Source organism: Bacillus toyonensis BCT-7112, assembly GCF_000496285.1.
Taxonomy (GTDB): Bacteria; Bacillota; Bacilli; order Bacillales; family Bacillaceae_G; genus Bacillus_A; species Bacillus_A toyonensis.
In genome coordinates this window covers 2,180,088-2,200,917 of record NC_022781.1, presented here as the reverse complement: position 1 = coordinate 2,200,917, position 20,830 = coordinate 2,180,088, and the positions used below count along the sequence as shown (strand labels likewise).

Sequence of the window (20,830 nt, the reverse complement as noted above, 5' to 3'; positions counted from 1 at the left end):
GGCCCTATTACGGTGAAGTAATAGGGCCTTTGTTTGTTAAACAGCCTTTTGTTTTTCTTCTACATCCTGCCCATCCCAACACTCTGTATTCTTTAAGCCAGGGATAGAACTTGCAAGGAAGACAGGATCTTTACCTTGTTTCTTTTGCTTAATGTAGTCTACTAATGCTGCATAGGCAAATTTGCTAAGGAATGAGATGGCAATTAAGTTTGTGAATACCATTAGTCCCATGAATAAATCAGCTAAACTCCAAACAGTTTGAAGGGCAGCGATTGATCCGAAGAACACCATTCCGACAACTGCAACGCGATAAATCATTAACCATGTTTTGCTTTCTTTAATGAATGCGATATTTGTTTCACCATAATAGTAGTTTCCTAGTAAGGAGCTGAAAGCGAAGAGGAAAATAATAATCGCTAAGAAAGTGCTTGCCCACGGTCCAATTTGTGAACTTAATGCTTGCTGTGTTAATTCAATACCTTCTAAATTTGATCCTTTGTAAAGTCCAGAACATAATACGATAAACGCTGTTGATGTACATACTAAGAATGTATCTACGAAAACACCTAATGCTTGAACAAGTCCTTGTTTTACAGGATGAGATACATCAGATGTTGCTGCTGCATTAGGAGAGCTCCCCATACCTGCTTCTGTCGCGAATAAACCGCGTTGGATTCCGAACTTGATAGCTGCTCCAATACCACCAGCGATGGCTTGGTCTAAACCGAATGCACCGTTAAAGATTTCCATGAAAATGCTTGGTAACATATTGAAGTTGTTAATCACGACAAAAATAGCCACACCAATATAAACAATTGCCATTGGGGGAACAATCATTTCTGTAATGCGTGAAATGCTCTTAATACCGCCGAAAATAATAACTGCAACTAGTAAAGCTAGTATAGCTCCTACGATCGTTCGCTCTAATCCGAAAGCATTTTCAAACGCTATTGTTACTGTATTTGCTTGTACTGAATTGAAAATTAATCCGTACGCAACTGTAATAAGAAGTGAAAACCAGACACCCATCCAGCGTTTGTTTAACCCTTTTTCCATGTAATATGCTGGGCCACCACGGAACCTGCGTCCATCTTTTACTTTATAAATTTGCGCGAGCGTACATTCTACAAAACTAGTAGCTGCTCCGAGAATCGCGATAAACCACATCCAAAATATTGCACCAGGTCCTCCCATTGAAATTGCTAATGCTACACCAGCTAAGTTCCCGATACCAATGCGAGCGGCTGCACTTAAGCAAAATGCTTGGAATGGAGAGATGCTATCTTTCTTTTTTTCTTTTCGATTAAATCCTTTACTAATTAAACTGACCATCTCACTGAAATGAGTAATTTGGACAAATTTTAATTTGAAAGAGAAATAAAGACCGAAGCCGATTAGCATTGCAATAAGAATATATGACCATAAAATATTATTCGTTACTTCAAGGAATCTGCTAAAGATATCAACCATATAATACACTTCCTTTTTTCTGTAATAAGAAAATTATATGCAAAAAATATACTAGAATCAATTTTTCTAAAAATGATGTTACTTAAATGCGTTTTATGTTATGATTATGTTACATCGTAATATTTTTAGAATTATTTACATTTTAAAAAACTAAATGTAAAGCGAGAAAGTGGGGATAATTTGAAAGAAGAAACTTTATTGAAAGTAAGCCTTGAGAGTTTAAAAATGAGAAGCAATGTATTTTTTATCGTTACATCTTCAAGTATTTTTCTAGGGGCCACTTATTATTACAATAAAAGATTTCCAAATCATAAGTATCCGGAGTGGTTAGAATTTCTAAAATTGGTTGGATGAACAAAAGGCTGAAAAACAGAAAATTCAAATAAAATTGTTGAGGAGGAGCTAAATATGAATATTAGAGAAAGTGAACTTCCAGGTATTGGGTATAAATTTCAAATCGTTACGAAAGGTAACGAAAAAATGGTGATTGTGATTCATGATGACGGACGTAGAGAAATGTATCATTTTGATTCAGATCATGAAGAAAGTATTTCTAGTATTTCATTACGTGACTCAGAAGCAAGACAAGTTGCAGCAATATTAGGTGGAATGGTATATAAGCCTAGGGCATTAGAAAATGTTGAGATGGTCTTTGAAGGTTTAGCGATTGAGTGGTTTAAAGTGGAGAATGCAGCTCCAGCAATCGGAAAAACAATTGGTGATCTTGAAATAAGAAAAACGTATAGCGTAACGATAATTGCAGTTATGAAAAAGAATATGAAAAAGCTATTTAATCCAGGACCAGAAACAGTAATTGAAGAAGGCGATATGCTAGTAGTTTCAGGTGAGAGAGAAGAAATTAAAAAAATTATTAATGAGTTACTTTCGAATAGGGGGACTGACTAGATGGATACTTTAATTTTTGAAGTTGGTACAGCTTTAGTTCTAGTGGCAATTGCAGCAGTAATCGCTGGAAAGTTTAAGTTCTCAGTAATTCCTTTTCTAATTGTTCTTGGCATGTTAGTAGGGCCGCACGCGCCGACAATAGGTGTAATCGATCTCAAATTTATTGAAAGTGCAAGTGTAATATCCTTCCTTGGAAGAATTGGCGTTCTGTTCCTTCTCTTCTATCTAGGGCTAGAATTTTCGATGAAGAAACTAATTAAATCCGGACGTTCTATTGCGATTGGTGGAACAATCTATATTCTAATTAACTTTTCACTTGGATTATTATACGGGTTTATCATGGGATTCCCATTACTAGAAATTTTAATTATTGCGGGTATTATTACGATTTCTTCTAGTGCCATCGTTGCGAAAGTATTAGTGGATTTAAGAAGAACTGGTAATAATGAAACCGAACTAATTTTAGGAATTATTATGTTTGAAGATATATTCCTTGCTGTATATTTATCAGTCGTTTCTGGTTTAGTACTTGGGGATCATGCTTCCTTCTTAGGTGCTCTTACTTCAATTGGAATTGCTTTAGGATATATGCTTCTATTCTTTATTGTGGCTAGAAAAGCAACGCCGTTATTAAATAAATTGCTCAATATTAGTTCAGATGAAATCTTTATTATTGTAGTATTTGCTTCGTTATTCTTCATCGCTGGTTTTTCAGAAACAATTCACGTTGCAGAAGCAATCGGAGCACTTCTTTTAGGATTAGTTTTCTCTGAGACAGAGCATAGTGATCGAATTGAACATCTTGTTGTTCCATTTAGAGACTTTTTCGGAGCAATTTTCTTCTTCAGCTTCGGGTTAAGTATCGATCCGTTCTCGTTAGGCGGAGCAATATGGTTAACGCTAGGTGCGGTACTTCTTACGATAATCGGTAACTTTGTAGCAGGGATGATTGCAGGAAGACAAGCTGGATTATCTCATAAAGCTTCTACAAATATTGGATTAACAATCGTTTCAAGGGGAGAATTCTCCATCATTATGGCTAATATCGGTATCGCAGGTGGTTTAATGTCAGTGTTAAAACCATTCTCAGCACTATACGTGCTTATACTATCCATCTTAGGTCCACTTCTGACAAAAGAGTCAAAGAATGTATATAAATTTTTAAATAAAATCTTTAAGTGGGATACGAAGACTAACTAAATTTTAAAAGTAAAAGTACAAGATACTTACTGCTTGTACTTTTATTTTTGGTAACGAAAACAGTAAAGAGAGGTAAATGATGTTAGGAGAGTTGATTCATTCAGTTTTAGTTTTTCTAGAAGGACTTGGTTATTGGGGAATTATGCTTGGATTGATGTTAGAAGTTATTCCGAGTGAAATCGTATTGTCTTATGCAGGTTATTTAGTATCAACAGGAAGCATTACATTTTGGGGAGCTGTTGCGTTCGGGACAATTGGCGGTGTAATCGCACAACTATTTATTTATTGGATTGGTCGATACGGAGGAAGACCTGTTCTTGAGCGATATGGAAAATATATTTTAATTCAGAAAAAGCATATTGATTATGCAGAAGATTGGTTTAATCGTTACGGAACTGGCGTTATCTTTACGGCACGTTTTATTCCTGTTGTGCGTCATGCTATTTCCATACCAGCGGGTATTGCGAAAATGTCACATGCTAAGTTTATTACGCTAACTACATTAGCTGTTATTCCATGGTCAATTGTGTTTGTATATTTAGGATTTAAATTAGGTTCAGAGTGGGAAAGCATTAATAAAGTAGCTGGGCCATATGTGAAATATTTTGCACTTGCTGCTATTGTTTGCGCAATTGGTTATTTTGTACTAAAAAAAATTATGAAAAAAAAGTAATTATGGAAAAGAACCTATACTAATATAGGTTCTTTTTATTGTCATTTTTCAAAGGGGGAAAGAGTATGTTTAATATTTACCATATTGTGGCATACATATAGAAAAAGAGAGCTTGGAAAGGGGAATAAAAAGAAATGGAACTCCAGTTTCAAAATGTATATCAACAGGTGGAGAATTGGTATGTGTTGGATTCGGAGCTTCCTTGGGATGTCAAAAGGATTAGAGAGGATTTATTTTCTCTTATTGAAGTATGTAAAACGCCAGTTATTTTTTGTGATACGTGTGATGCAAATCATGTACTTCTATCATTAGGGGAAGAGGAAGAGGAGTTTTTATTCCCCGTAGGTGGTTTTTATCATAAAGAAAAACAATTAATTTTCGTTTGTATGTGGGATGAGTATGAGCAAGTGCTTAAAACACTACTGCATGAATTTCGCCATGCGATGCAGCATAAGAGAGAAGTATTGTATGTTGGAAGTAAATCGTATGAAGAGAGATGGATTGAGAAAGATGCGAAGAAGTTCGCGGAGAGGAAATTAGATGAATATAAAAATAGAAAATTGATGTAAGCATAGTGGAGAAATAGCGCTATGCTTCCTTTGTTACTTACTAAAAATAAGTAATTGACTTCTATAAAGTTTAGTTCTAAACTAATAGTATGAAACGAGCGAGGTGATGAAATGAAAACAGAAGATAGATTAGGACTACTATTATGGTTTCGTTTATCACGTTTTTATAACAAGAGTATTCGTGAGACGAATCAGCATTTGAAAAAATGGAATGTATCTGCCGCTCAGTTTGATGTACTAGCTCAAGTTGGAGGACATAATCGTTTAACGCAGCAAGAGCTTGGGAAGAAGCTATTTGTTACGAAAGGAAATGTCACGCAGCTTTTAAATAAAATGGAGCAGCTGGACTGGATTGGGCGTGAACAAGAAGGTACTACGAAATATATTTCGTTAACAGAAACGGGAAGAGCTTTATATGAGGAGATCGTCCCGCCCCAGGAAACGTTCCAAGCGGAGCAGTTTCATAAATTAAATATAGAAGAACAAAATCAATTATTAAAATTACTAAAAAAATTACAGTAAGAAACAATTTTAAAGTAAATCTTGAATTCGAGATAATATGAGGTGAAGGATATGTTTAGAAAAGTTGATCATAAAAATATGGGTAGAGCAAATCACGGTTGGTTAAATACACATTTTCATTTTTCCTTTGCTAATTATTACAATCCAAATAATATGAGTTTTGGAGCGTTACGTGTTATTAACGATGATTTAGTAGCGGCACAAACTGGGTTTGATATGCATCCGCACCGCGATATGGAAATCATTTCTTACGTTGTAGATGGTGCCTTAACACATGAAGATAGCATGGGGAATAGAGGAACAATTGAGCGTGGACATGTTCAATATATGAGTGCTGGTACTGGTGTATTTCATAGTGAACATAATTTAGGAAATGAAACATTGCGTTTATTACAAATTTGGATTTTACCAGACCGTGCTGATCATAAACCAAACTATGGTGAGTTTAAATTTGATTGGAGTAAACGTGAAAATGAGTGGTTCCATATGGTTTCCCCAGTGGACGGTGATGCGCCAATTCAAATTCACCAAGACGCGAATTTATATTCTTTATCGTTAGAGGCAGGAAAAGAAATTCATTTTCCTGTGAAAGAAGGCCGTCAATTGTACCTTGTACAAATTGAAGGAAGTAGTGTGATAAATGGTGAGATACTTGTTATGCGCGATGCGGCAGAAGCAGTAGAAGAAGATATTCATATTCAAGCGAAAGAGCAATCACACTATTTAGCAATTGAGCTAAAAAAATAACAAAATGTTTATAAAAAAGAGGACACCTGATAGGGTGTCCTCTTTTTGTGTGGAATTATCTGAAAAATGTTTCTCAAATTTTTGGAAGAGGTATCGGGTTAAAAATTCAGAATTTTATAAAAGTGTCAAAAATCTTTATGGGAATGGGGAATGTTATAGTGAAAAAGCAAGTCATTTCATCAGCATTAGCGTTAACTGTTATCGCCGGGGGATTTGGAACGTTTGGAGCAACGACAACGAAAGCAGAAGAACAAAAAATTCAATATCATCAAGAATTTAAAACACCTGCATACATAGGTGAAGAATGGAAAGCACCGGAAGGACTAGATAAAAAAGAGACGGTCTTTCAATATTTAGAGAGTAAAAAAGATATGTTTAAACTAGCAGGAAATATTGAAACACATTTTAATGTCGTTGGGGAAGAAAAAGATGCTGAATCTGGTACGACACATGTGAAGTTAGTTGAGAAACATAATAACATTCCTGTGTATGGTTCAGACCAAACTGTTACACTAGATAAAGAGAATAATGTAAAAGCATTCTTCGGACAAGTTATTCCGAATTTAGAGGATAAAAATATTCCTACCTTTGCAAGTATTAGTGCAGAACAAGCAGAAACAATTGCAAAGGCAGATATTGAAAAAGAAGTTGGTAAAGTAAAGAATTATGATGGTGTGAAAAAAGATTTATTTGTGTATGAAAAAGATGGAAACTACTATCTTGCATACTTAGTTAAGGCATCGATTTCAAAACCAGCTCCAGGCTATTGGCATTACTTTGTTGATGCAACAAATGGAAATGTGATTGAGAAATATAATGCTGTAGATAACATTACAGGATTTGGTTACGGAGTATTAGGTGCTAGACAATCATTTGAAATTGCTCAAAATGAGAAGACAGGAGCATTCCATTTATTTGATGGTAAGCGTGGACAAGGTGTTCATACGTTTGATGCAGAGAATATGGATGAAAACTGGTTTAACATATTCTCACAATGGTTTGGATATACAGGTGTCGAAGTAGAAAGTAAAAATAAGTTCTTTGATGACAAAGCAGCGGTTGATGCGCATGTAAATGCAGGGAAAGTATACGATTACTACAAAAAGACATTTAACCGTAACTCTTTCGATGATAAAGGCGCGAAGCTGATCTCCTCTGTTCACGTAGGAGAAAGCTGGAATAACGCAGCTTGGAACGGTATCCAAATGATGTATGGTGATGGAGATGGCAAGACATTTATTCCATTATCTGCTGGCCTAGATGTTATCGGGCACGAATTAACACATGCTGTAACTGAGCATACAGCAAACCTTGTTTATAAAAATGAATCAGGTGCGTTAAATGAATCGTTATCTGATATTATGGGTGTCATGGTTGAGAAGAAGAGCTGGGATTTAGGTGCTGATATTTATACACCTGGTAAACCTGGTGATGCGCTTCGTTCTCTGAAAGATCCAGCATCTATTCCAAACCCATTAAAACCAGGTGAAGGTTACCCAGATCATTACAATAAACGCTATACTGGAACAGCTGATAATGGCGGCGTTCATATTAACAGTAGTATTAACAATAAAGCTGCGTACTTAGTATCTGACGGTGGCACGCATTACGGCGTGAAAGTAACTGGAGTGGGCCGTGAAGCGACAGAAAAAATTTACTACCGTGCTCTTACTAAATATTTAACTGCAAACTCTGACTTTAAAATGATGCGTCAAGCAGCACTTCAGTCAGCAGAAGATTTATATGGTAAAAACTCTAAAGAGTTACAAGCTGTAACGAAAGCTTATGATGCAGTAGGCGTTAAATAATAAGAGAAAAAGACCTGACTATGACGTCAGGTCTTTCTTTATCCAGCAAGCACTGGATTGGTGTAGGTTGATTAAAGTTTCACTTTATTTAGTCACGAATACCTAATGCGATTTTCGCCATACGTGACATACGTTCTTTCGACCATGGTGGATTCCAAACGACATTTACTTCTATTTCGTTTACTTCAGGTACGTTCGTTGATAGTACTTTTTTAACGTCTGATACGATTTGACCAGCCATTGGGCAGCCGATAGAAGTCATCGTCATTGTAATGATAGCATTATTATTTTCATCCGCTGTAACGTCATAAACTAATCCAAGATTGATAATATCAACACCTAGTTCAGGATCAATAACAGCTTCTAAGTTTGCATATAATTTTTCTTCAAATGCTTGTTGTGACATGTGTAGCACCCCCTACAGATTAATGATATCGATTCTCATTATAACGGATATATGTATAATGTGCAGGGAATGAGCTCAAAAAAATATTCCTCTTGAAAGAGGAATATTTTTTTGAGCTATTCAGTTTTAAAATGAGATACGAGTTGATCTAATTCTTCAACCGTTTGTTTCATTTGTCTTGCAGTTACTGTCATTTCATTCATAACAATAACTTTCTGCTCAGCAGATTGTGCCGTTGCGGCTGTTTCACTAGATACTTCATTTGAAATAGAAGCGATGTTATTAAGTGAAGCGTTCATTTCTTCAGCGCTTGCAGCCATTTCTTCAGCAGTTGCTGATATGTCTTGCATTTGAGTTGATACTTTATTTACTTGTTCAACAATTGTTGTGAAAGAAGTACCAGCCTCACGAACGACAGTAATGCCTTCAAATGCTTCAGAACGACCTTTAGACATCATAGAACTAGCTGTTTCTGTATCATTTTGAATTTGATTTAGTAATTGGTTAATATCTGTTGCAGCAGTTTTAGATTGTTCCGCAAGTTTACGAACTTCATCAGCTACGACAGCAAATCCTTTTCCTTGCTCACCAGCACGAGCTGCTTCAATAGAAGCGTTTAAAGCAAGTAAGTTTGTTTGCTCAGCGATATTAGAAATAGATTGTACAGCCGTATCAATATATTTCGTATGGGTGATTAGACGTTCGACTACTTCTGATGTAGCATTTACAGCTTCATGTATCGTTGTCATTTGTGAAACAGATTTTTGGATAACAGTACTTCCATCGTTAGCATGTTCAGATGTAGCTACAGCAAGTTCGGCTACAGATGAAGCAGATTCAGCGATGCGTTGAACGCTTATTGCCATATCATCCATCGCAGTTGAGCTTTCTTCCATACTAGAAGTTTGCGATTGAATACTTGAATTTAAGTTGGACATCGAGCTTTGAACTCGTATTGTTGCCTCGCGTGATGTATTAGTCTTTTCTAGCATATTTTCAGAAGCTGTTTGTACTTCTACAGATGTTTTTTGAACACGATTAATGATATGTTGCAGGTTTTCTAACATTTTATTAAACGATGATGCAATTGCACCGATTTCATCATTGCTATTTACTTGTAGACGGGCTGTTAAGTCGCCTTCTTGAGAGGCTAATTCTTTTAGCTTAATATCAATTTGTTGAATTGGTTTTACAAGCTTACCAGAGAACCACCATGCAAGAATAATTGCAGTTACAATACAAATAACAAGTGATAAGAAGACAACATATTCAATTCGTAGTGAAGATTGATCGATTTTTTCAATAGATTGTTCGCGTAATTTAGCTTGTTCATTACTGTAATTTGTGAAATCACCAATTACTTTATAAACAGTACCATTTTCTGTAGAAGCTACTTGTAAAGCTTCTTCCCATTTTTGTTCTTTTGCAAGAGTGAATACTTTCTCTTCAATGAACTTTCTCCAAGTGGATCCTAATTCCATTGTGCTTTTCACGGACTGAGAAGTGTTAGGGTTAGAAAGAAGTTGCCCTTTTGTATCTTCAAGACGTTTACTCATCTCATTAAACTTGTCTAATTCGACTTGATCATGTTGTAGCAAATAACCTCTTAAAGCAGAAAGTTGTACTTGATAAGCGTCTCCGCGCTCTTTCAATTCTGTTGCAAGAGGAGAAATTTCTTTTTGTAATGTTTCAGCTTTATGAGACTGATCCATGGTAAAGAATAAAATAAAAGCTAAGGCAATGCCGAATAAAGCACAAATCGTTCCCATCATGAACATTAGTTTTTTTCTGATACCTATAAAATTCATATGATAAAAAGCCTCCTTTTTAAAATCTTAGTATTAGAATTAATTAATGTAAAAAATTGAAAGAAAGCTTTATTCCAGTAGGAATAAAGCTTTCCTCTTTCCTTTAGGAATTATAGCAGACAGAATGGGAGATAGAAAGAGATATTTTAGCGTGAAAAAAGAGAGACTCTAAATCGCTCTTTCTAACAATTTAGAGTTCGTAGAAGTATGAATGGAATTTTCATTTTAACCATTTGTTTTGAAATGAGAAACGAGCACTTCAAGTTCTTGTACAATTGTTTTCATTTCTGATGATTTTTTAGCAACGATACTCATTTTGTTTACTTGGTCACCAGCTGAAGTTGCTGTTTGTGATGTTTCGGCAGCAACTTCATTTGAAATAGAAGCGATATTATTTAAAGCTGCATTCATTTCTTCAGAACTTGCGGCCATTTCTTCAGTAGTTGCAGACATTTCTTGTATTTGTGTAGATACATTGTTAATGTGATTAACAATTTCTGAGAATGAAGATCCAGCGGTACGAATGACTGTAATTCCTTCAGAAGCTTCTGACTGACCTTGTGTCATCATGTCATTTGCTATTTTTGTGTCCGCTTGAATTTGATGAAGTAAATGGTTAATATCAGTTGCTGCTAGCTGAGATTGTTCAGCAAGTTTTCGTACTTCATCGGCAACAACAGCGAATCCTTTTCCATGTTCACCAGCACGGGCCGCTTCAATAGAAGCATTTAAAGCGAGTAAATTCGTCTGCTCGGCAATATTAGAAATAGATTGAAGTGCAGTATCAATATGATTCGTATGTGTAATAAGTCGCTCTACCACTTGTGATGTAGCGTTAACAGCTTCGTTAATTGTATGCATTTGTGTAATAGACTTCTCAATGACTTTATTTCCATCATCTGCTTTTTCAGAAGTTGTAACAGCTAGGCTAGCGACAGAAGATGCAGTTTCTGCAATACGCTGAACACCCGTTGCGATATCATCCATTGCGGTTGAACTTTCTTCGATGCTAGAAACTTGGGAACGAATATTGTGCACAAGAGCATTCATAGTCTCTTTCGATTTTGTGGTATTTTCCATAGAAGCAGTTGTTTCGATAAATACATTTTCAGAAGCTTCTTTTACACTTGTTGATGTTTGTTGAACTTGCTTTATTATACGCTGTAAGTTAGCAAGCATTTGATTAAAGGAATTTGCAATGTCACCAATTTCATCTTTACTCGTTACGTGTAATCTAGCGGTTAAATCGCCATCTTGCGAAGCTATTTCTTTTAACTTCGCATCAATTTGTCGAATCGGTTTAACGAGTTTACCAGAGAACCACCATGCCAATAGAATAGATGTTAATGTACATGTAATGAGTGAGAAGAAAATAATATATTGAATAAGGGATGAAGAAGACTCTACGTCAGCAATTAATACATCCCGTTTGTCATTTTCTTCATTTGTATATTTAGTAAAACGACTTAAAAGGTCATTTACATAATCTGTTTGAGCAAGAGCAATTTTGGATGCTTCATCCCATTTTCCTTCACGCGCAAGAGGGAGGACTTCATTATCTACGACGCTGCGCCATTTTGCTCCCATTAAAATGGCCTCTTTCATTCCTTCTGGGAGTTTTTTATCACTTGTTACTTTCTCCCTAGTATCAGCTAGTTTTTTTCCTTCCCGGTTGAATTTATTCAATCCTTTTTGGTCATGTGATAGTAAATATTCTTGTAAACCAGCGACCTGTGCTTGGAACCAATCGCCACGTTCTTTTAAAATCGTTGCTCTTTTCGATACATCATTCTTTAACGTTTCGATTTCACTTGCTTGATGCATCGCAAATGAAAGAATAACAATAAGAGCAATGCTAAATAAGGAAGAAATGCTTAAGAGTGTGAACAGTAGTTTTTTTCGAATGCTAACATATTTCATCGTTACCCCTACCTTTTAAAACTGTTTATTATAATTTATAAATATTTAGAACGAAATTAATAAAAACATGATTAAGAAGTTATTAATCTGTTTCATGAAAATTATAGCAGATAATGGAATATGGCAGATTAATGTGAGTAAATGTTCTTAAAATGTATACATTTGTATATCAAAAAATTCATAAATAAAAATTAGAAAAGGTATTGTAATTTGAAATAACATCATGTATACTTTTAATTAGTTGATAACGATTATCAGTATCAACTGAAACATTACTCTTCGTTATGTTGGTCATACCCCTTTTTGACGACGTAAGTCAGAGACAAAATGTTGAAATATCTTGTGTCCTATTCTACAGAATTATGGTAATCTCCAACCTCAACTTATATGCGTAAGCATGCAAAAAGGATCCTATCCGTGAAGGGATCCTTTTTTGCATGTTGTCGCAATTAATGTATATAGACCTGGTATACGTTCTTCAATTCCTTCAGGTGAAGTAGAAGGGAAAACCCACCTTTGATGAGATCCGTGTTCTTCAACTAGCTTTTCAATTTTAAAACGTTCTTCCGCAAGTGTTGTAACAATTTCTCCTAATGTCCAGCGGCGTATGTTTGTTTTCGGTAAAGCCTCTTTCTGCGATTCTGTAAGAAGAATGCTATAAGCAACATCATCTTCAATCAATTCTTTATCGAAATAATTTCCATTGGCCCGAAATGATGGATGATCTACACCTAATAATTTAGTGTAAACAGGATGATAATCACGAAGAATAAGCATTCCATCTTGTTTAAGTAAGTTAGCAATCTTTTGAAAGAGTGGTTTTAAATCTAAAAAGTAATGAAGTACACCAAGTTCCAGCAAGACGACATCAAATGATTCGGAAAGATTTACATCCAGTACATCAGAGACGATGTATTGGATAGAGACACCAGCGGCTTCTGCAAGTTCATTTGCATATTTGGCATTACTCGCTGAAATATCAACAACTGTTACGTCAGATCCTAATAGGGAAAGAGCGACGGCTTTATTTCCTTTTGACCCGAGTAAATTAATAATACGTTTTCCTTTTGGCGATTGTATGTAAGGTAAATAATGTGCTACTTCGCGTGTGGGCTCTTCCATAATCTTTTTCGCATAATCAACTGGCGCCCCGTGGCGATTCGTCCAAGCTTCATAAGCAGCTGCATTCCAGCTTTTTTCATTACGTGCGCTTAGTTGTTTTTGATTCAATATTATCACTCCTTTTGTGAACGTATAGTTATTCGGCAGGAAGATGGGATTTCCTGTTTTTTGAAATAGAGTTTGATTTTTCTGTAATTAAGTCGTAAAATACGTGTTATACGTAAAAGCGTTGAAAAGGAAAAGTAGGATGAAACCATTCTTTCCAGAGAGCTTCGGTAGGTGAGAAGAAGCAAGAATACTCATTTGAACAATGGCCTTTGAGCTTCGTCCTGAACTTATCAAATGATAATAGTAGGCGGCGACGAGAGTTGGTACTCGTTATCAAAACCACAGTATAAGAGCACATAGCTCCGTACTTGTTAAGGCTAATTATGTGAGTAATTGGCGAAATAAGGTGGTACCGCGACTGTTTATACAGCCCCGCCCTTATCTTTTTTAAGATAAGGGTGGGGCTTTTTTATATTTAAAAGGAGGAATGTAAGATGAGTATTTTTATTGGAGGCGCTTGGCCGTATGCAAATGGTTCGTTACATCTTGGGCATATTGCTAGTTTGTTACCGGGAGATATTTTAGCACGTTATTACAGGGCAAAAGGTGAGAATGTGTTGTATGTTTCAGGAAGTGATTGTAATGGAACACCCATTACAATTAGAGCAAAACAAGAAGGTGTGACGGTGGTAGAAATTGCTGATAAGTATCACGAAGAGTTTGAGCGATGTTTTCATAGTCTTGGTTTTACTTATGATTGCTATACACGTACAGATAGCGAGCATCATCATGAAACAGTTCAAAAAGTTTTTTTACGTTTATTAGAGGAAGGTTATATTTATAAAAAAACAGTGGAACAAGCATATTGCGAAACGTGTACACAGTTTTTACCAGATCGTTACGTAGAAGGAGTTTGTCCTCATTGCCATGAAGCAGCAAGAGGAGATCAATGTGATGCTTGTTCGGCCATTTTAGATCCACTCGATTTGTTAGAAAAGAAATGTAAGTTATGTGGTAGTACGCCATCTGTACAGGAAACAGAGCATTTCTATTTCGCATTGCATACATTTCAGGAGCAAGTTAAAAGGGATGTAGAAATCGCAAAGCAAACAGGGGCATGGCGTGACAATGCGATTCAACTAACAGAGAGATATGTTAAGGAAGGATTACTAGATAGGGCTGTATCACGTGATTTACCAATCGGGGTACCAATTCCAGTAGAAGGGTATGAAGATAAAAAAATTTACGTATGGATTGAAGCAGTGACAGGATATTATTCTGCAAGTAAACATTGGGCTGAAAAAACAGGGAAAGATGACCAAGAGTTTTGGGATAAAGAAACGAAAACGTATTATGTACACGGAAAGGATAATATTCCATTTCACTCTATCATCTGGCCAGCGGTATTACTTGGAATAGGAGAAGAAGCAATTCCTCGTCATATCGTTTCAAATGAGTATTTAACGGTAGAAAAAAGAAAATTATCGACAAGTAAAAACTGGGCAGTATGGGTACCTGATATATTAGAAAGCTATGATCCAGATTCGATTCGTTACTTTTTAACAGTAAATGCACCAGAAAATCGTGATACTGATTTTTCGTGGCGTGAGTTTATTTACAGTCATAATAGTGAATTGTTAGGTGCATATGGGAACTTTGTGAACCGGACATTAAAGTTTATTGAAAAGTACTATGATGGCGTTGTACCGAAGGGAACTATTCATGTAGAGCTGAAAGAGAAGATAGAAGGATTATATATAAATGTAGGAGAATCAATTGAGCAAACTAAATTTAAAGTGGCTCTAGAAACATTATTTGATGCAGTACGTTTTGCAAATAAATACTTTGACGAAAAGCAGCCTTGGAAACAAAGAGAAGATGATCCAGTTTCATGTGAAGAAACGATTTATAATTGTGTTTATCTTATCGCTAATTTTGCAAATCTCCTTGAACCATTTTTACCATTTTCAAGTGAAAGAGTTCGAAACACATTGTCGATTGTTAAACGAAATTGGGAACCGCAAAATACGTTGCCCAATAGAATTGATAGCGTGCAGCCATTATTTGAACGAATCGATGTAAAACAAATTGAGCATGAGATAGAGAAACTGTATGGAGCGGTAAAGTGAACGAGAGAGAAAAGACCTTTCAAGTAAATGAAAGGTCTTTTCTTATGCACTATGCACACGATTATGTTTGTTTTCTTTTCTATACGTAAGGAGCTGAGGAGTGAAAATACCAAACAATATAAATATAATTCCAATCCACTGCATAAGCGTTACAACTTCATGTACAAGTGTAATAGAAGCGATAATGGCCGTTGGTAATTCAGCTGCTCCTAATATTGTACCAAGTCCTATTCCGACTTTCGGTACACCAATTGAAAAACAAATGACAGGTACGACAACGCCGAACAATCCGAGGAAGAAAGCATATTTCCATAGACCGGCTTGCAGGGCACCATCTGTTAAAAAGGTTGGCGGGAAGAATAGGCAGACGATAAGGGTAGCACTTGTTGTCATGAGAAAGCTTTTCGTATAAGGCGGAACATCTGTAGCAACGCGTCCACTTGCAAAAACATAGAATGAAAAAGAGACAGCAGCTAATAATCCAAAGATAATACCTTTCGTAGAAAAACTTTCTCCTAGACCTTCAAAGACACCGCCAGCAAACAATGTACCAGTGAATAAAATGATGATAGATATAACTTTTTCACGACTTGGAAACGTTCGATTTGCAATAGCTTCGATGACTACTCCGATCCATGTGAACTGGAAGAGTAGAACGACAGCGATAGATGCTGGCAGTTCTTCTACAGAAATAGCATAGAAAATACCAGTCATACTCATTGTTGTGCCGACTGTTAATAATGACAAGAATTGCTTTTTTGTTACTTTATGGCGTGAAAAGAAAAGAACGAGCAGAAGTAGTCCAATCCATCCGAAGACATATTGTCCCCCTAATAGTTGATGTGCTGAAAATCCGTTAATAAATCCGAGTTTGAAAATAGTTGAAAGCACGCCGTAGCTACAAGCACCGAGTAAAACGAGTAGTGAATACTTAAACTTCTCCATAAAAATCCTCCTTTTAAAATAAAAAACGCCCGCTATCCAAATAAGGACAACGGGCGAACGAAACAGAGTAACATACTCTACAAAATTCCGCCATTCATACAAAGTATGAATTTGGGGTATGAAATTACAATAGGTTTTACATTGCCTTTGGGAATACAATGGAGCATTTTACACCTTGAGGTGTGTTTTGTATTCCATAAGGAAACTGATGTTTATCTAATATTTGTTTTACAATATATAACCCAAGACCACTACCTTGTACTAAGCCATGTTTGTCAGGATTTGCGCGATAGAATGGCTCAAATAAATGGGCAAGTTTATCTTCATCAATTTGAGAACCTGTATTTAATACTTCTAATGCGTAACCGTTTGGCTTTTCATAAAGCTTTATATATACATGCTGATGGTCAATTGTATAATGAATTGCGTTTGAAATAATGTTAAAAATAGCAGTTTGCATAAATTTAGGATCAGCTAAAATTTGTACATCTTGTTTAATGTTAGATTGAACATTTAATTGTTTTACAGATACAAAATAATCTACTTTCTTTATAACGTCCTCAATAATATTAGTCAATGAGATAACTTTTAAATTGGGTTTAAATTGAGGGTTTTGTATTTTGGATAATTCTGACACCTTTTCCGTTAATATGTTAATATCTTGCATCATCTCATATGAACGTTTTAAATATTTATCTCTATCTTTATAAGCGCCAATTCCGTGAATCATGCCATCGAGTTGTCCCATAACGGCTGCGATTGGTGTTTTTAATTCATGGGATATCATAGACATAAATTCTTTACGAGATTGTTCTAATTGTTGTTCCTTCTTGATTTCATTTCTTAAATCTTGATTGCTTTCATGTAAATTTTTCACAATAGTAGGTACTTGTGAGGCAGCTACTTGCAAATTAAAATCTGTTTGATCTGTATTTTTGTTAAGTAGCTTTTTATCTGAGAAATCAAGATTCATAATATCTTTTAAAGCATCGCTCATATATTGGAAAGGTTTGGCGATTATTTTTGCGTAGATTAAAGATCCAAGCAGAGATAATGCAAGCATTGTCGCCCCAATATGTGGAGCTAATTGCTGCAACACATCTGTTAACGATGGATTATCATGTGTATCATTTGTTTTACTTGCTGCATTTTGTGTATGTAAGGCATCATTGTTAGTAACTTGCTTTTCCGCTTCTGTAAGTGAAGACGTTGTGTTACTTTTCCCCGGAATATTTTGTGCATGTTCTTTTGCTTTTGCAGTTTGGCTAGGCTGCAAAAGATGATTGATGGCTGTAGAGAGTGTATTCATGTCTATTTGAGAAGATTGAAAATTAGAGATGCTACTCTCTGACACAGCTTTATTTTGCTTTGTTTTACTTTGGTCGTTTTGTTTGTCTGATTCCGCTTGTTCCGCAGTTTGTGTTCCAGACGCTCTCAAACGATCTTTATCGTAATTTGAGGCTAGAAAATAAATAATTTGATAAAGACAAAGTGATAACAAAATACAAAATAATAAGGTTTTGATGAATATATTTTTGGTGATGTTGTCTTTGCTACGATTCGATTTTGTAGCCAATGCCTTTCACCGTTTTAATATAAGGAATTTCTAATTTTTTTCGTAAGTTTTTAATATGTGTATCTATAACTCTCACATCACCAAAATGTTCATAGCCCCATACCTTATTCAACAAATCACTTCTTGATAGTACTTTTCCCCGATTTTGCAGTAAAGTATATATAATTTCAAATTCTTTTGTAGTCAATTCAATTTGATTACCATGAACATAAGCGGCATATGCTGTAGAATTTAACATCAATTCATGGAATTGTAGTATAGTTGCAGCTTCTGCTTCCTTCGTTGCTGCCCTTCTCAATACAGCTTCTACACGTTTTATAAATACGGTGTAATGGAACGGTTTTGTAATATAGTCATCAATACCTAACTCAAATCCTTTAATTTCACTTTCTTCATTATGTAAGCCTGTTAGCATAATGATTGGTACATCAGATTGTCCTCGCATAATTTTACAAATACTATAGCCATCTATATCTGGTAACATTACATCGAGGAGGACAAGGTCGTATGAATTTTTTTGGAAAAGAAGAATGCCTTCTGTACCAGCACCAACTACATCAACAGTAAAGTTTTGTGCCATTAGAAATTCACGAATAAGTTCTTGTATATCTGGGTTGTCTTCAATCACCAGTATATGCGTCATAGTAACACCTCCTAAATAACGCTTTTTACTGCAATATTCGAATTCATCATTTTTCGGATGACTCAGATTGTTTATACATATAATAAGCCCCCGCTATAAAATAGTAATGAAAGTAGCAAGGGGGATTGTTTAGTGTCACTGAATATTTCAGAATTACAGTAGTTCTATTATAGTATGTATTGTAAAATTTATAAAATATTATAACTGTATAATTTTAATATCCATGTTTATCAATGTTACGATGATGTTGAACGCAATCTATTTTTATTATATATGTAAATACAGTTGTTTTGCTACTGTAAATGAATAAATAAAATAAGCCAAGACATAAAATTCTTGGCTACACGTAAATCTTGTTCTTAGGTTAATTTACAGTGACAGTAGCTTGCTGCTGAATGCGCTCAAATAACCAGTGAATATCATTGTTAAACATACGAATACAACCAAGTGTTGTTGCTTTCCCGATTGCTTGATTATTGTTAGTTCCATGAATCGCATACGTTGTTCCGTAAGTACCTGCCATATTTAATCCGAGCCAGCGGTCCCCAAGTGGATTACGTGGATCGCCGCCTTTAATTTTTCCTGTATAGTAAGGACGGTTTTTAATTTTATTTACAATTTGAAAAGTACCCTTAGGTGTAGGTGTTGCTGCTTTTCCAGTAGCGACAGTGAAACTTTTTATGAATTTTCCATTTTGATAATAATCCATTTTATTTAGTTGTGTGTTTACGATAAGCTGATCTTTCGTTGTAGCTGCTTCTGCAGTAGTGAATGGAAGAGTTAAAAATCCTAATGATAATAGCGCACTTAATAATAATTTTTTCATTATATTCTCCTTTTACTTCTTGTAGTAGTCTTACATACAATGAATTTGTAATCCTCGTAATGCTTGATTAACATTTTCATCTAATGTTTCAAAGAAGGTAGTAATCTTTGGATTGCATTTGTTGTTTTTATCAATAAGTAATCTTTCGTTTAATAAAAGCTCACCATGTAGTCCAAAACTTTGAACTTGAATATTTAGTTCATCTTCAGTTTCAGAAATAATTGGTAAGAAATAGTGAAAAGCTTTCGTTGGAATGATGTAGCTTTTGCCAATCATGCTTTCTGGATTTGAATTCACCCATTTTCTAGTGACAATCTTAATGTTCTTTTTTGAAACGATAAAAGACAGCGTAGTAGATTTTGTTAAACTTACGTCAAATTCATTTGTTTCACATATTTGTAAATTAAAAACGGTTTCATTTTGATGAGATTCAACATTCGTATTAATAAAATCGTGCATTTTATAAGCTTCCATTTCTTATTCACCCTTTTTTCAATTTCGAAAAGCGACTTATATTTATTCAATTTAATGTTTAGTCATATATTAGCTAAATTTTTCAACAAATTCCGATATAATCTTACAATACGTATATGAAGCTAATATGAAGTTCGTATGAGTTTGTGGTGGTTTTTTATAGAGAACAAAATAAGATAGTTTTTTAGTGTTAAAAATTGGATAAAAAATGTATATTAATGGATTTCATTCGCGTGATATATAGTTGTTAGCTTGTTTTTAAATGCTAATAGATATAAGTAAATAGAGAACAAAAAAATTTAGTGTGAGCCTTACAAAAATGTAATAAAAATGTAAGCTATTGTGATAGTTATTTCGACATTTTTTTTATACAATAATAGTAAGAAGTTGTACGTGACTGAAAGGAGAGATGACATGGAATGGGTTCATGAATTATTTCAGCAATACGGGTATTATGTTGTACTTGTCGGGTTGCTGTTAGAATATATTGCGCTTCCGTTTCCGGGAGAGCCAACATTAGCATATGCGGGATTTTTAGCACAGAAGGGTGATTTAAGTTTACCAATTTTAATTATCTTATCCTTTATTGGGACAAGTGTAGGAATGACGATTCAATACTTTTTAGGAAATAAATTAGGTATGCCTTTCGTTCAAAAATATGGGAAATACGTATTTTTAACACAAAGAAAAATCGACTTAACAAGAATGTGGTTTGATAAGTATGGGTACTTCCTGATCTTTATCGGTTTCTTTATTCCTGGTGTACGCCATTTTACAGGATACTTTGCAGGAATTATTAATCTACCATTCCGTCGTTTTGCGATTACAATTTATTCAGGTGCTCTGTTTTGGGTGTCATTCTTCTTAATCGGTGGTTATTGGTTAGGTGGAAACTTACATGATATTTTTGGGGTGTTAGAAGGTCATATTGGTAAAATCATTTTTGGAGTTATCGTAATCGTAGCAATTACGCTAGGCATTCGTTTCCGTAAACAGTTAAAACGAGTATTGTTACAAAACGCAAGTTAATATGGAATC

General features: G+C 35.1%; 19 protein-coding genes and 1 other annotated feature. Of the genes, 9 read left to right on the top strand and 10 right to left on the bottom strand.

Annotated features, from left to right (window positions below; translation table 11 throughout):
* Nucleotides 1-36 precede the first annotated feature (36 nt).
* Complete coding sequence (locus tag BTOYO_RS11490; RefSeq protein WP_000227598.1) at nt 37-1,470, bottom strand: alanine/glycine:cation symporter family protein; 1,434 nt, start codon at nt 1,468-1,470, stop codon at nt 37-39.
* Nucleotides 1,471-1,878: 408 nt separating this feature from the next.
* Here BTOYO_RS11490 and BTOYO_RS11485 point away from each other — a divergent pair, with 408 nt between their 5' ends.
* From BTOYO_RS11485 to nprB, 7 genes are all read left to right on the top strand, one after another.
* Nucleotides 1,879-2,376, top strand: coding sequence for a cation:proton antiporter regulatory subunit (locus BTOYO_RS11485; RefSeq protein WP_001026079.1), 498 nt, complete (start codon nt 1,879-1,881; stop codon nt 2,374-2,376).
* Nucleotides 2,377-3,576 (top strand): cation:proton antiporter, encoded by a 1,200-nt coding sequence (locus BTOYO_RS11480; RefSeq protein WP_000380223.1) that lies wholly within the window; start codon nt 2,377-2,379, stop codon nt 3,574-3,576. It begins immediately after the preceding gene.
* 79 nt (nt 3,577-3,655) lie between these two features.
* A complete protein-coding gene (gene uptA / locus BTOYO_RS11475; protein WP_000900210.1) occupies nt 3,656-4,249 on the top strand; it encodes an undecaprenyl phosphate transporter UptA in 594 nt (197 codons plus the stop codon).
* Nucleotides 4,250-4,383: 134 nt separating this feature from the next.
* Nucleotides 4,384-4,818 (top strand): DUF3920 family protein, encoded by a 435-nt coding sequence (locus tag BTOYO_RS11470; RefSeq protein ID WP_000422813.1) that lies wholly within the window; start codon nt 4,384-4,386, stop codon nt 4,816-4,818.
* Nucleotides 4,819-4,929: 111 nt separating this feature from the next.
* A complete protein-coding gene (locus tag BTOYO_RS11465) occupies nt 4,930-5,340 on the top strand; it encodes a MarR family winged helix-turn-helix transcriptional regulator (protein WP_000845485.1) in 411 nt (136 codons plus the stop codon).
* Between the two features lie 51 nt (nt 5,341-5,391).
* Nucleotides 5,392-6,087, top strand: coding sequence for a pirin family protein (locus BTOYO_RS11460; protein ID WP_000488949.1), 696 nt, complete (start codon nt 5,392-5,394; stop codon nt 6,085-6,087).
* Between the two features lie 158 nt (nt 6,088-6,245).
* Entirely contained in the window at nt 6,246-7,895 is a 1,650-nt protein-coding gene (nprB, locus tag BTOYO_RS11455) for a neutral protease NprB (RefSeq protein WP_033657331.1), read from the top strand.
* An 88-nt stretch (nt 7,896-7,983) separates the two neighbouring features.
* Here nprB and BTOYO_RS11450 read toward each other — a convergent pair whose 3' ends face one another.
* From BTOYO_RS11450 to BTOYO_RS11435, 4 genes are all read right to left on the bottom strand, one after another.
* Entirely contained in the window at nt 7,984-8,301 is a 318-nt protein-coding gene (locus tag BTOYO_RS11450) for a metal-sulfur cluster assembly factor (RefSeq protein WP_000082520.1), read from the bottom strand.
* A gap of 116 nt (nt 8,302-8,417) precedes the next feature.
* Nucleotides 8,418-10,109, bottom strand: a complete 1,692-nt coding sequence (locus tag BTOYO_RS11445; protein ID WP_001009247.1) for a methyl-accepting chemotaxis protein — start codon at nt 10,107-10,109, stop codon at nt 8,418-8,420.
* A 225-nt stretch (nt 10,110-10,334) separates the two neighbouring features.
* Entirely contained in the window at nt 10,335-12,029 is a 1,695-nt protein-coding gene (locus BTOYO_RS11440; protein WP_023441095.1) for a methyl-accepting chemotaxis protein, read from the bottom strand.
* A 411-nt stretch (nt 12,030-12,440) separates the two neighbouring features.
* Nucleotides 12,441-13,259: a class I SAM-dependent methyltransferase gene (locus BTOYO_RS11435; protein ID WP_001072219.1), complete on the bottom strand. Its 819-nt coding sequence runs from the start codon at nt 13,257-13,259 to the stop codon at nt 12,441-12,443.
* A 112-nt stretch (nt 13,260-13,371) separates the two neighbouring features.
* Nucleotides 13,372-13,642 (top strand) — a binding site (T-box leader).
* Nucleotides 13,643-13,693: 51 nt separating this feature from the next.
* Here BTOYO_RS11435 and metG point away from each other — a divergent pair.
* Complete coding sequence (gene metG, locus BTOYO_RS11430; RefSeq protein ID WP_000021594.1) at nt 13,694-15,328, top strand: methionine--tRNA ligase; 1,635 nt, start codon at nt 13,694-13,696, stop codon at nt 15,326-15,328.
* A 42-nt stretch (nt 15,329-15,370) separates the two neighbouring features.
* On the opposite strand, the gene BTOYO_RS11425 is transcribed toward metG, so the two are convergent.
* The 5 genes from BTOYO_RS11425 to BTOYO_RS11405 all read right to left on the bottom strand — a co-directional run bounded on the left by BTOYO_RS11425 (nt 15,371) and on the right by BTOYO_RS11405 (nt 19,792).
* Entirely contained in the window at nt 15,371-16,273 is a 903-nt protein-coding gene (locus BTOYO_RS11425) for an EamA family transporter (RefSeq protein ID WP_000410521.1), read from the bottom strand.
* A 136-nt stretch (nt 16,274-16,409) separates the two neighbouring features.
* Nucleotides 16,410-17,849, bottom strand: coding sequence for a sensor histidine kinase (locus tag BTOYO_RS11420; RefSeq protein ID WP_000201947.1), 1,440 nt, complete (start codon nt 17,847-17,849; stop codon nt 16,410-16,412).
* Complete coding sequence (locus tag BTOYO_RS11415) at nt 17,827-18,492, bottom strand: response regulator transcription factor (RefSeq protein ID WP_000148831.1); 666 nt, start codon at nt 18,490-18,492, stop codon at nt 17,827-17,829. Before BTOYO_RS11415 ends, BTOYO_RS11420 begins: the two co-directional genes overlap by 23 nt.
* Before the next feature lie 364 nt (nt 18,493-18,856).
* Nucleotides 18,857-19,318 carry a L,D-transpeptidase gene (locus tag BTOYO_RS11410; RefSeq protein ID WP_000735064.1) on the bottom strand — a complete coding sequence of 154 codons (462 nt, stop codon included), beginning with the start codon at nt 19,316-19,318 and terminating at the stop codon, nt 18,857-18,859.
* 30 nt (nt 19,319-19,348) lie between these two features.
* Entirely contained in the window at nt 19,349-19,792 is a 444-nt protein-coding gene (locus BTOYO_RS11405) for a DUF3978 family protein (RefSeq protein ID WP_000388765.1), read from the bottom strand.
* A gap of 414 nt (nt 19,793-20,206) precedes the next feature.
* On the opposite strand from BTOYO_RS11405, the gene BTOYO_RS11400 reads away from it, so the two are divergent.
* Nucleotides 20,207-20,821 (top strand): DedA family protein, encoded by a 615-nt coding sequence (locus BTOYO_RS11400; protein ID WP_000455364.1) that lies wholly within the window; start codon nt 20,207-20,209, stop codon nt 20,819-20,821.
* Nucleotides 20,822-20,830: the final 9 nt, after the last annotated feature.

Excerpts from the sequence above, each read along its gene's own strand:
- BTOYO_RS11460 (WP_000488949.1), top strand. The coding sequence starts at position 5,392 with ATGTTTAGAAAAGTTGATCATAAAAATATGGGTAGAGCAAATCACGGT.
- uptA (WP_000900210.1), top strand. The coding sequence starts at position 3,656 with ATGTTAGGAGAGTTGATTCATTCAGTTTTAGTTTTTCTAGAAGGACTT.
- BTOYO_RS11415 (WP_000148831.1), bottom strand. The coding sequence starts at position 18,492 with ATGACGCATATACTGGTGATTGAAGACAACCCAGATATACAAGAACTT.
- BTOYO_RS11440 (WP_023441095.1), bottom strand. The coding sequence starts at position 12,029 with ATGAAATATGTTAGCATTCGAAAAAAACTACTGTTCACACTCTTAAGC.
- BTOYO_RS11480 (WP_000380223.1), top strand. The coding sequence starts at position 2,377 with ATGGATACTTTAATTTTTGAAGTTGGTACAGCTTTAGTTCTAGTGGCA.
- BTOYO_RS11445 (WP_001009247.1), bottom strand. The coding sequence starts at position 10,109 with ATGAATTTTATAGGTATCAGAAAAAAACTAATGTTCATGATGGGAACG.
- BTOYO_RS11425 (WP_000410521.1), bottom strand. The coding sequence starts at position 16,273 with ATGGAGAAGTTTAAGTATTCACTACTCGTTTTACTCGGTGCTTGTAGC.
- BTOYO_RS11410 (WP_000735064.1), bottom strand. The coding sequence starts at position 19,318 with ATGAAAAAATTATTATTAAGTGCGCTATTATCATTAGGATTTTTAACT.
- BTOYO_RS11400 (WP_000455364.1), top strand. The coding sequence starts at position 20,207 with ATGGAATGGGTTCATGAATTATTTCAGCAATACGGGTATTATGTTGTA.
- metG (WP_000021594.1), top strand. The coding sequence starts at position 13,694 with ATGAGTATTTTTATTGGAGGCGCTTGGCCGTATGCAAATGGTTCGTTA.
- BTOYO_RS11405 (WP_000388765.1), bottom strand. The coding sequence starts at position 19,792 with ATGGAAGCTTATAAAATGCACGATTTTATTAATACGAATGTTGAATCT.
- BTOYO_RS11470 (WP_000422813.1), top strand. The coding sequence starts at position 4,384 with ATGGAACTCCAGTTTCAAAATGTATATCAACAGGTGGAGAATTGGTAT.
- BTOYO_RS11490 (WP_000227598.1), bottom strand. The coding sequence starts at position 1,470 with ATGGTTGATATCTTTAGCAGATTCCTTGAAGTAACGAATAATATTTTA.
- BTOYO_RS11465 (WP_000845485.1), top strand. The coding sequence starts at position 4,930 with ATGAAAACAGAAGATAGATTAGGACTACTATTATGGTTTCGTTTATCA.
- BTOYO_RS11450 (WP_000082520.1), bottom strand. The coding sequence starts at position 8,301 with ATGTCACAACAAGCATTTGAAGAAAAATTATATGCAAACTTAGAAGCT.
- BTOYO_RS11485 (WP_001026079.1), top strand. The coding sequence starts at position 1,879 with ATGAATATTAGAGAAAGTGAACTTCCAGGTATTGGGTATAAATTTCAA.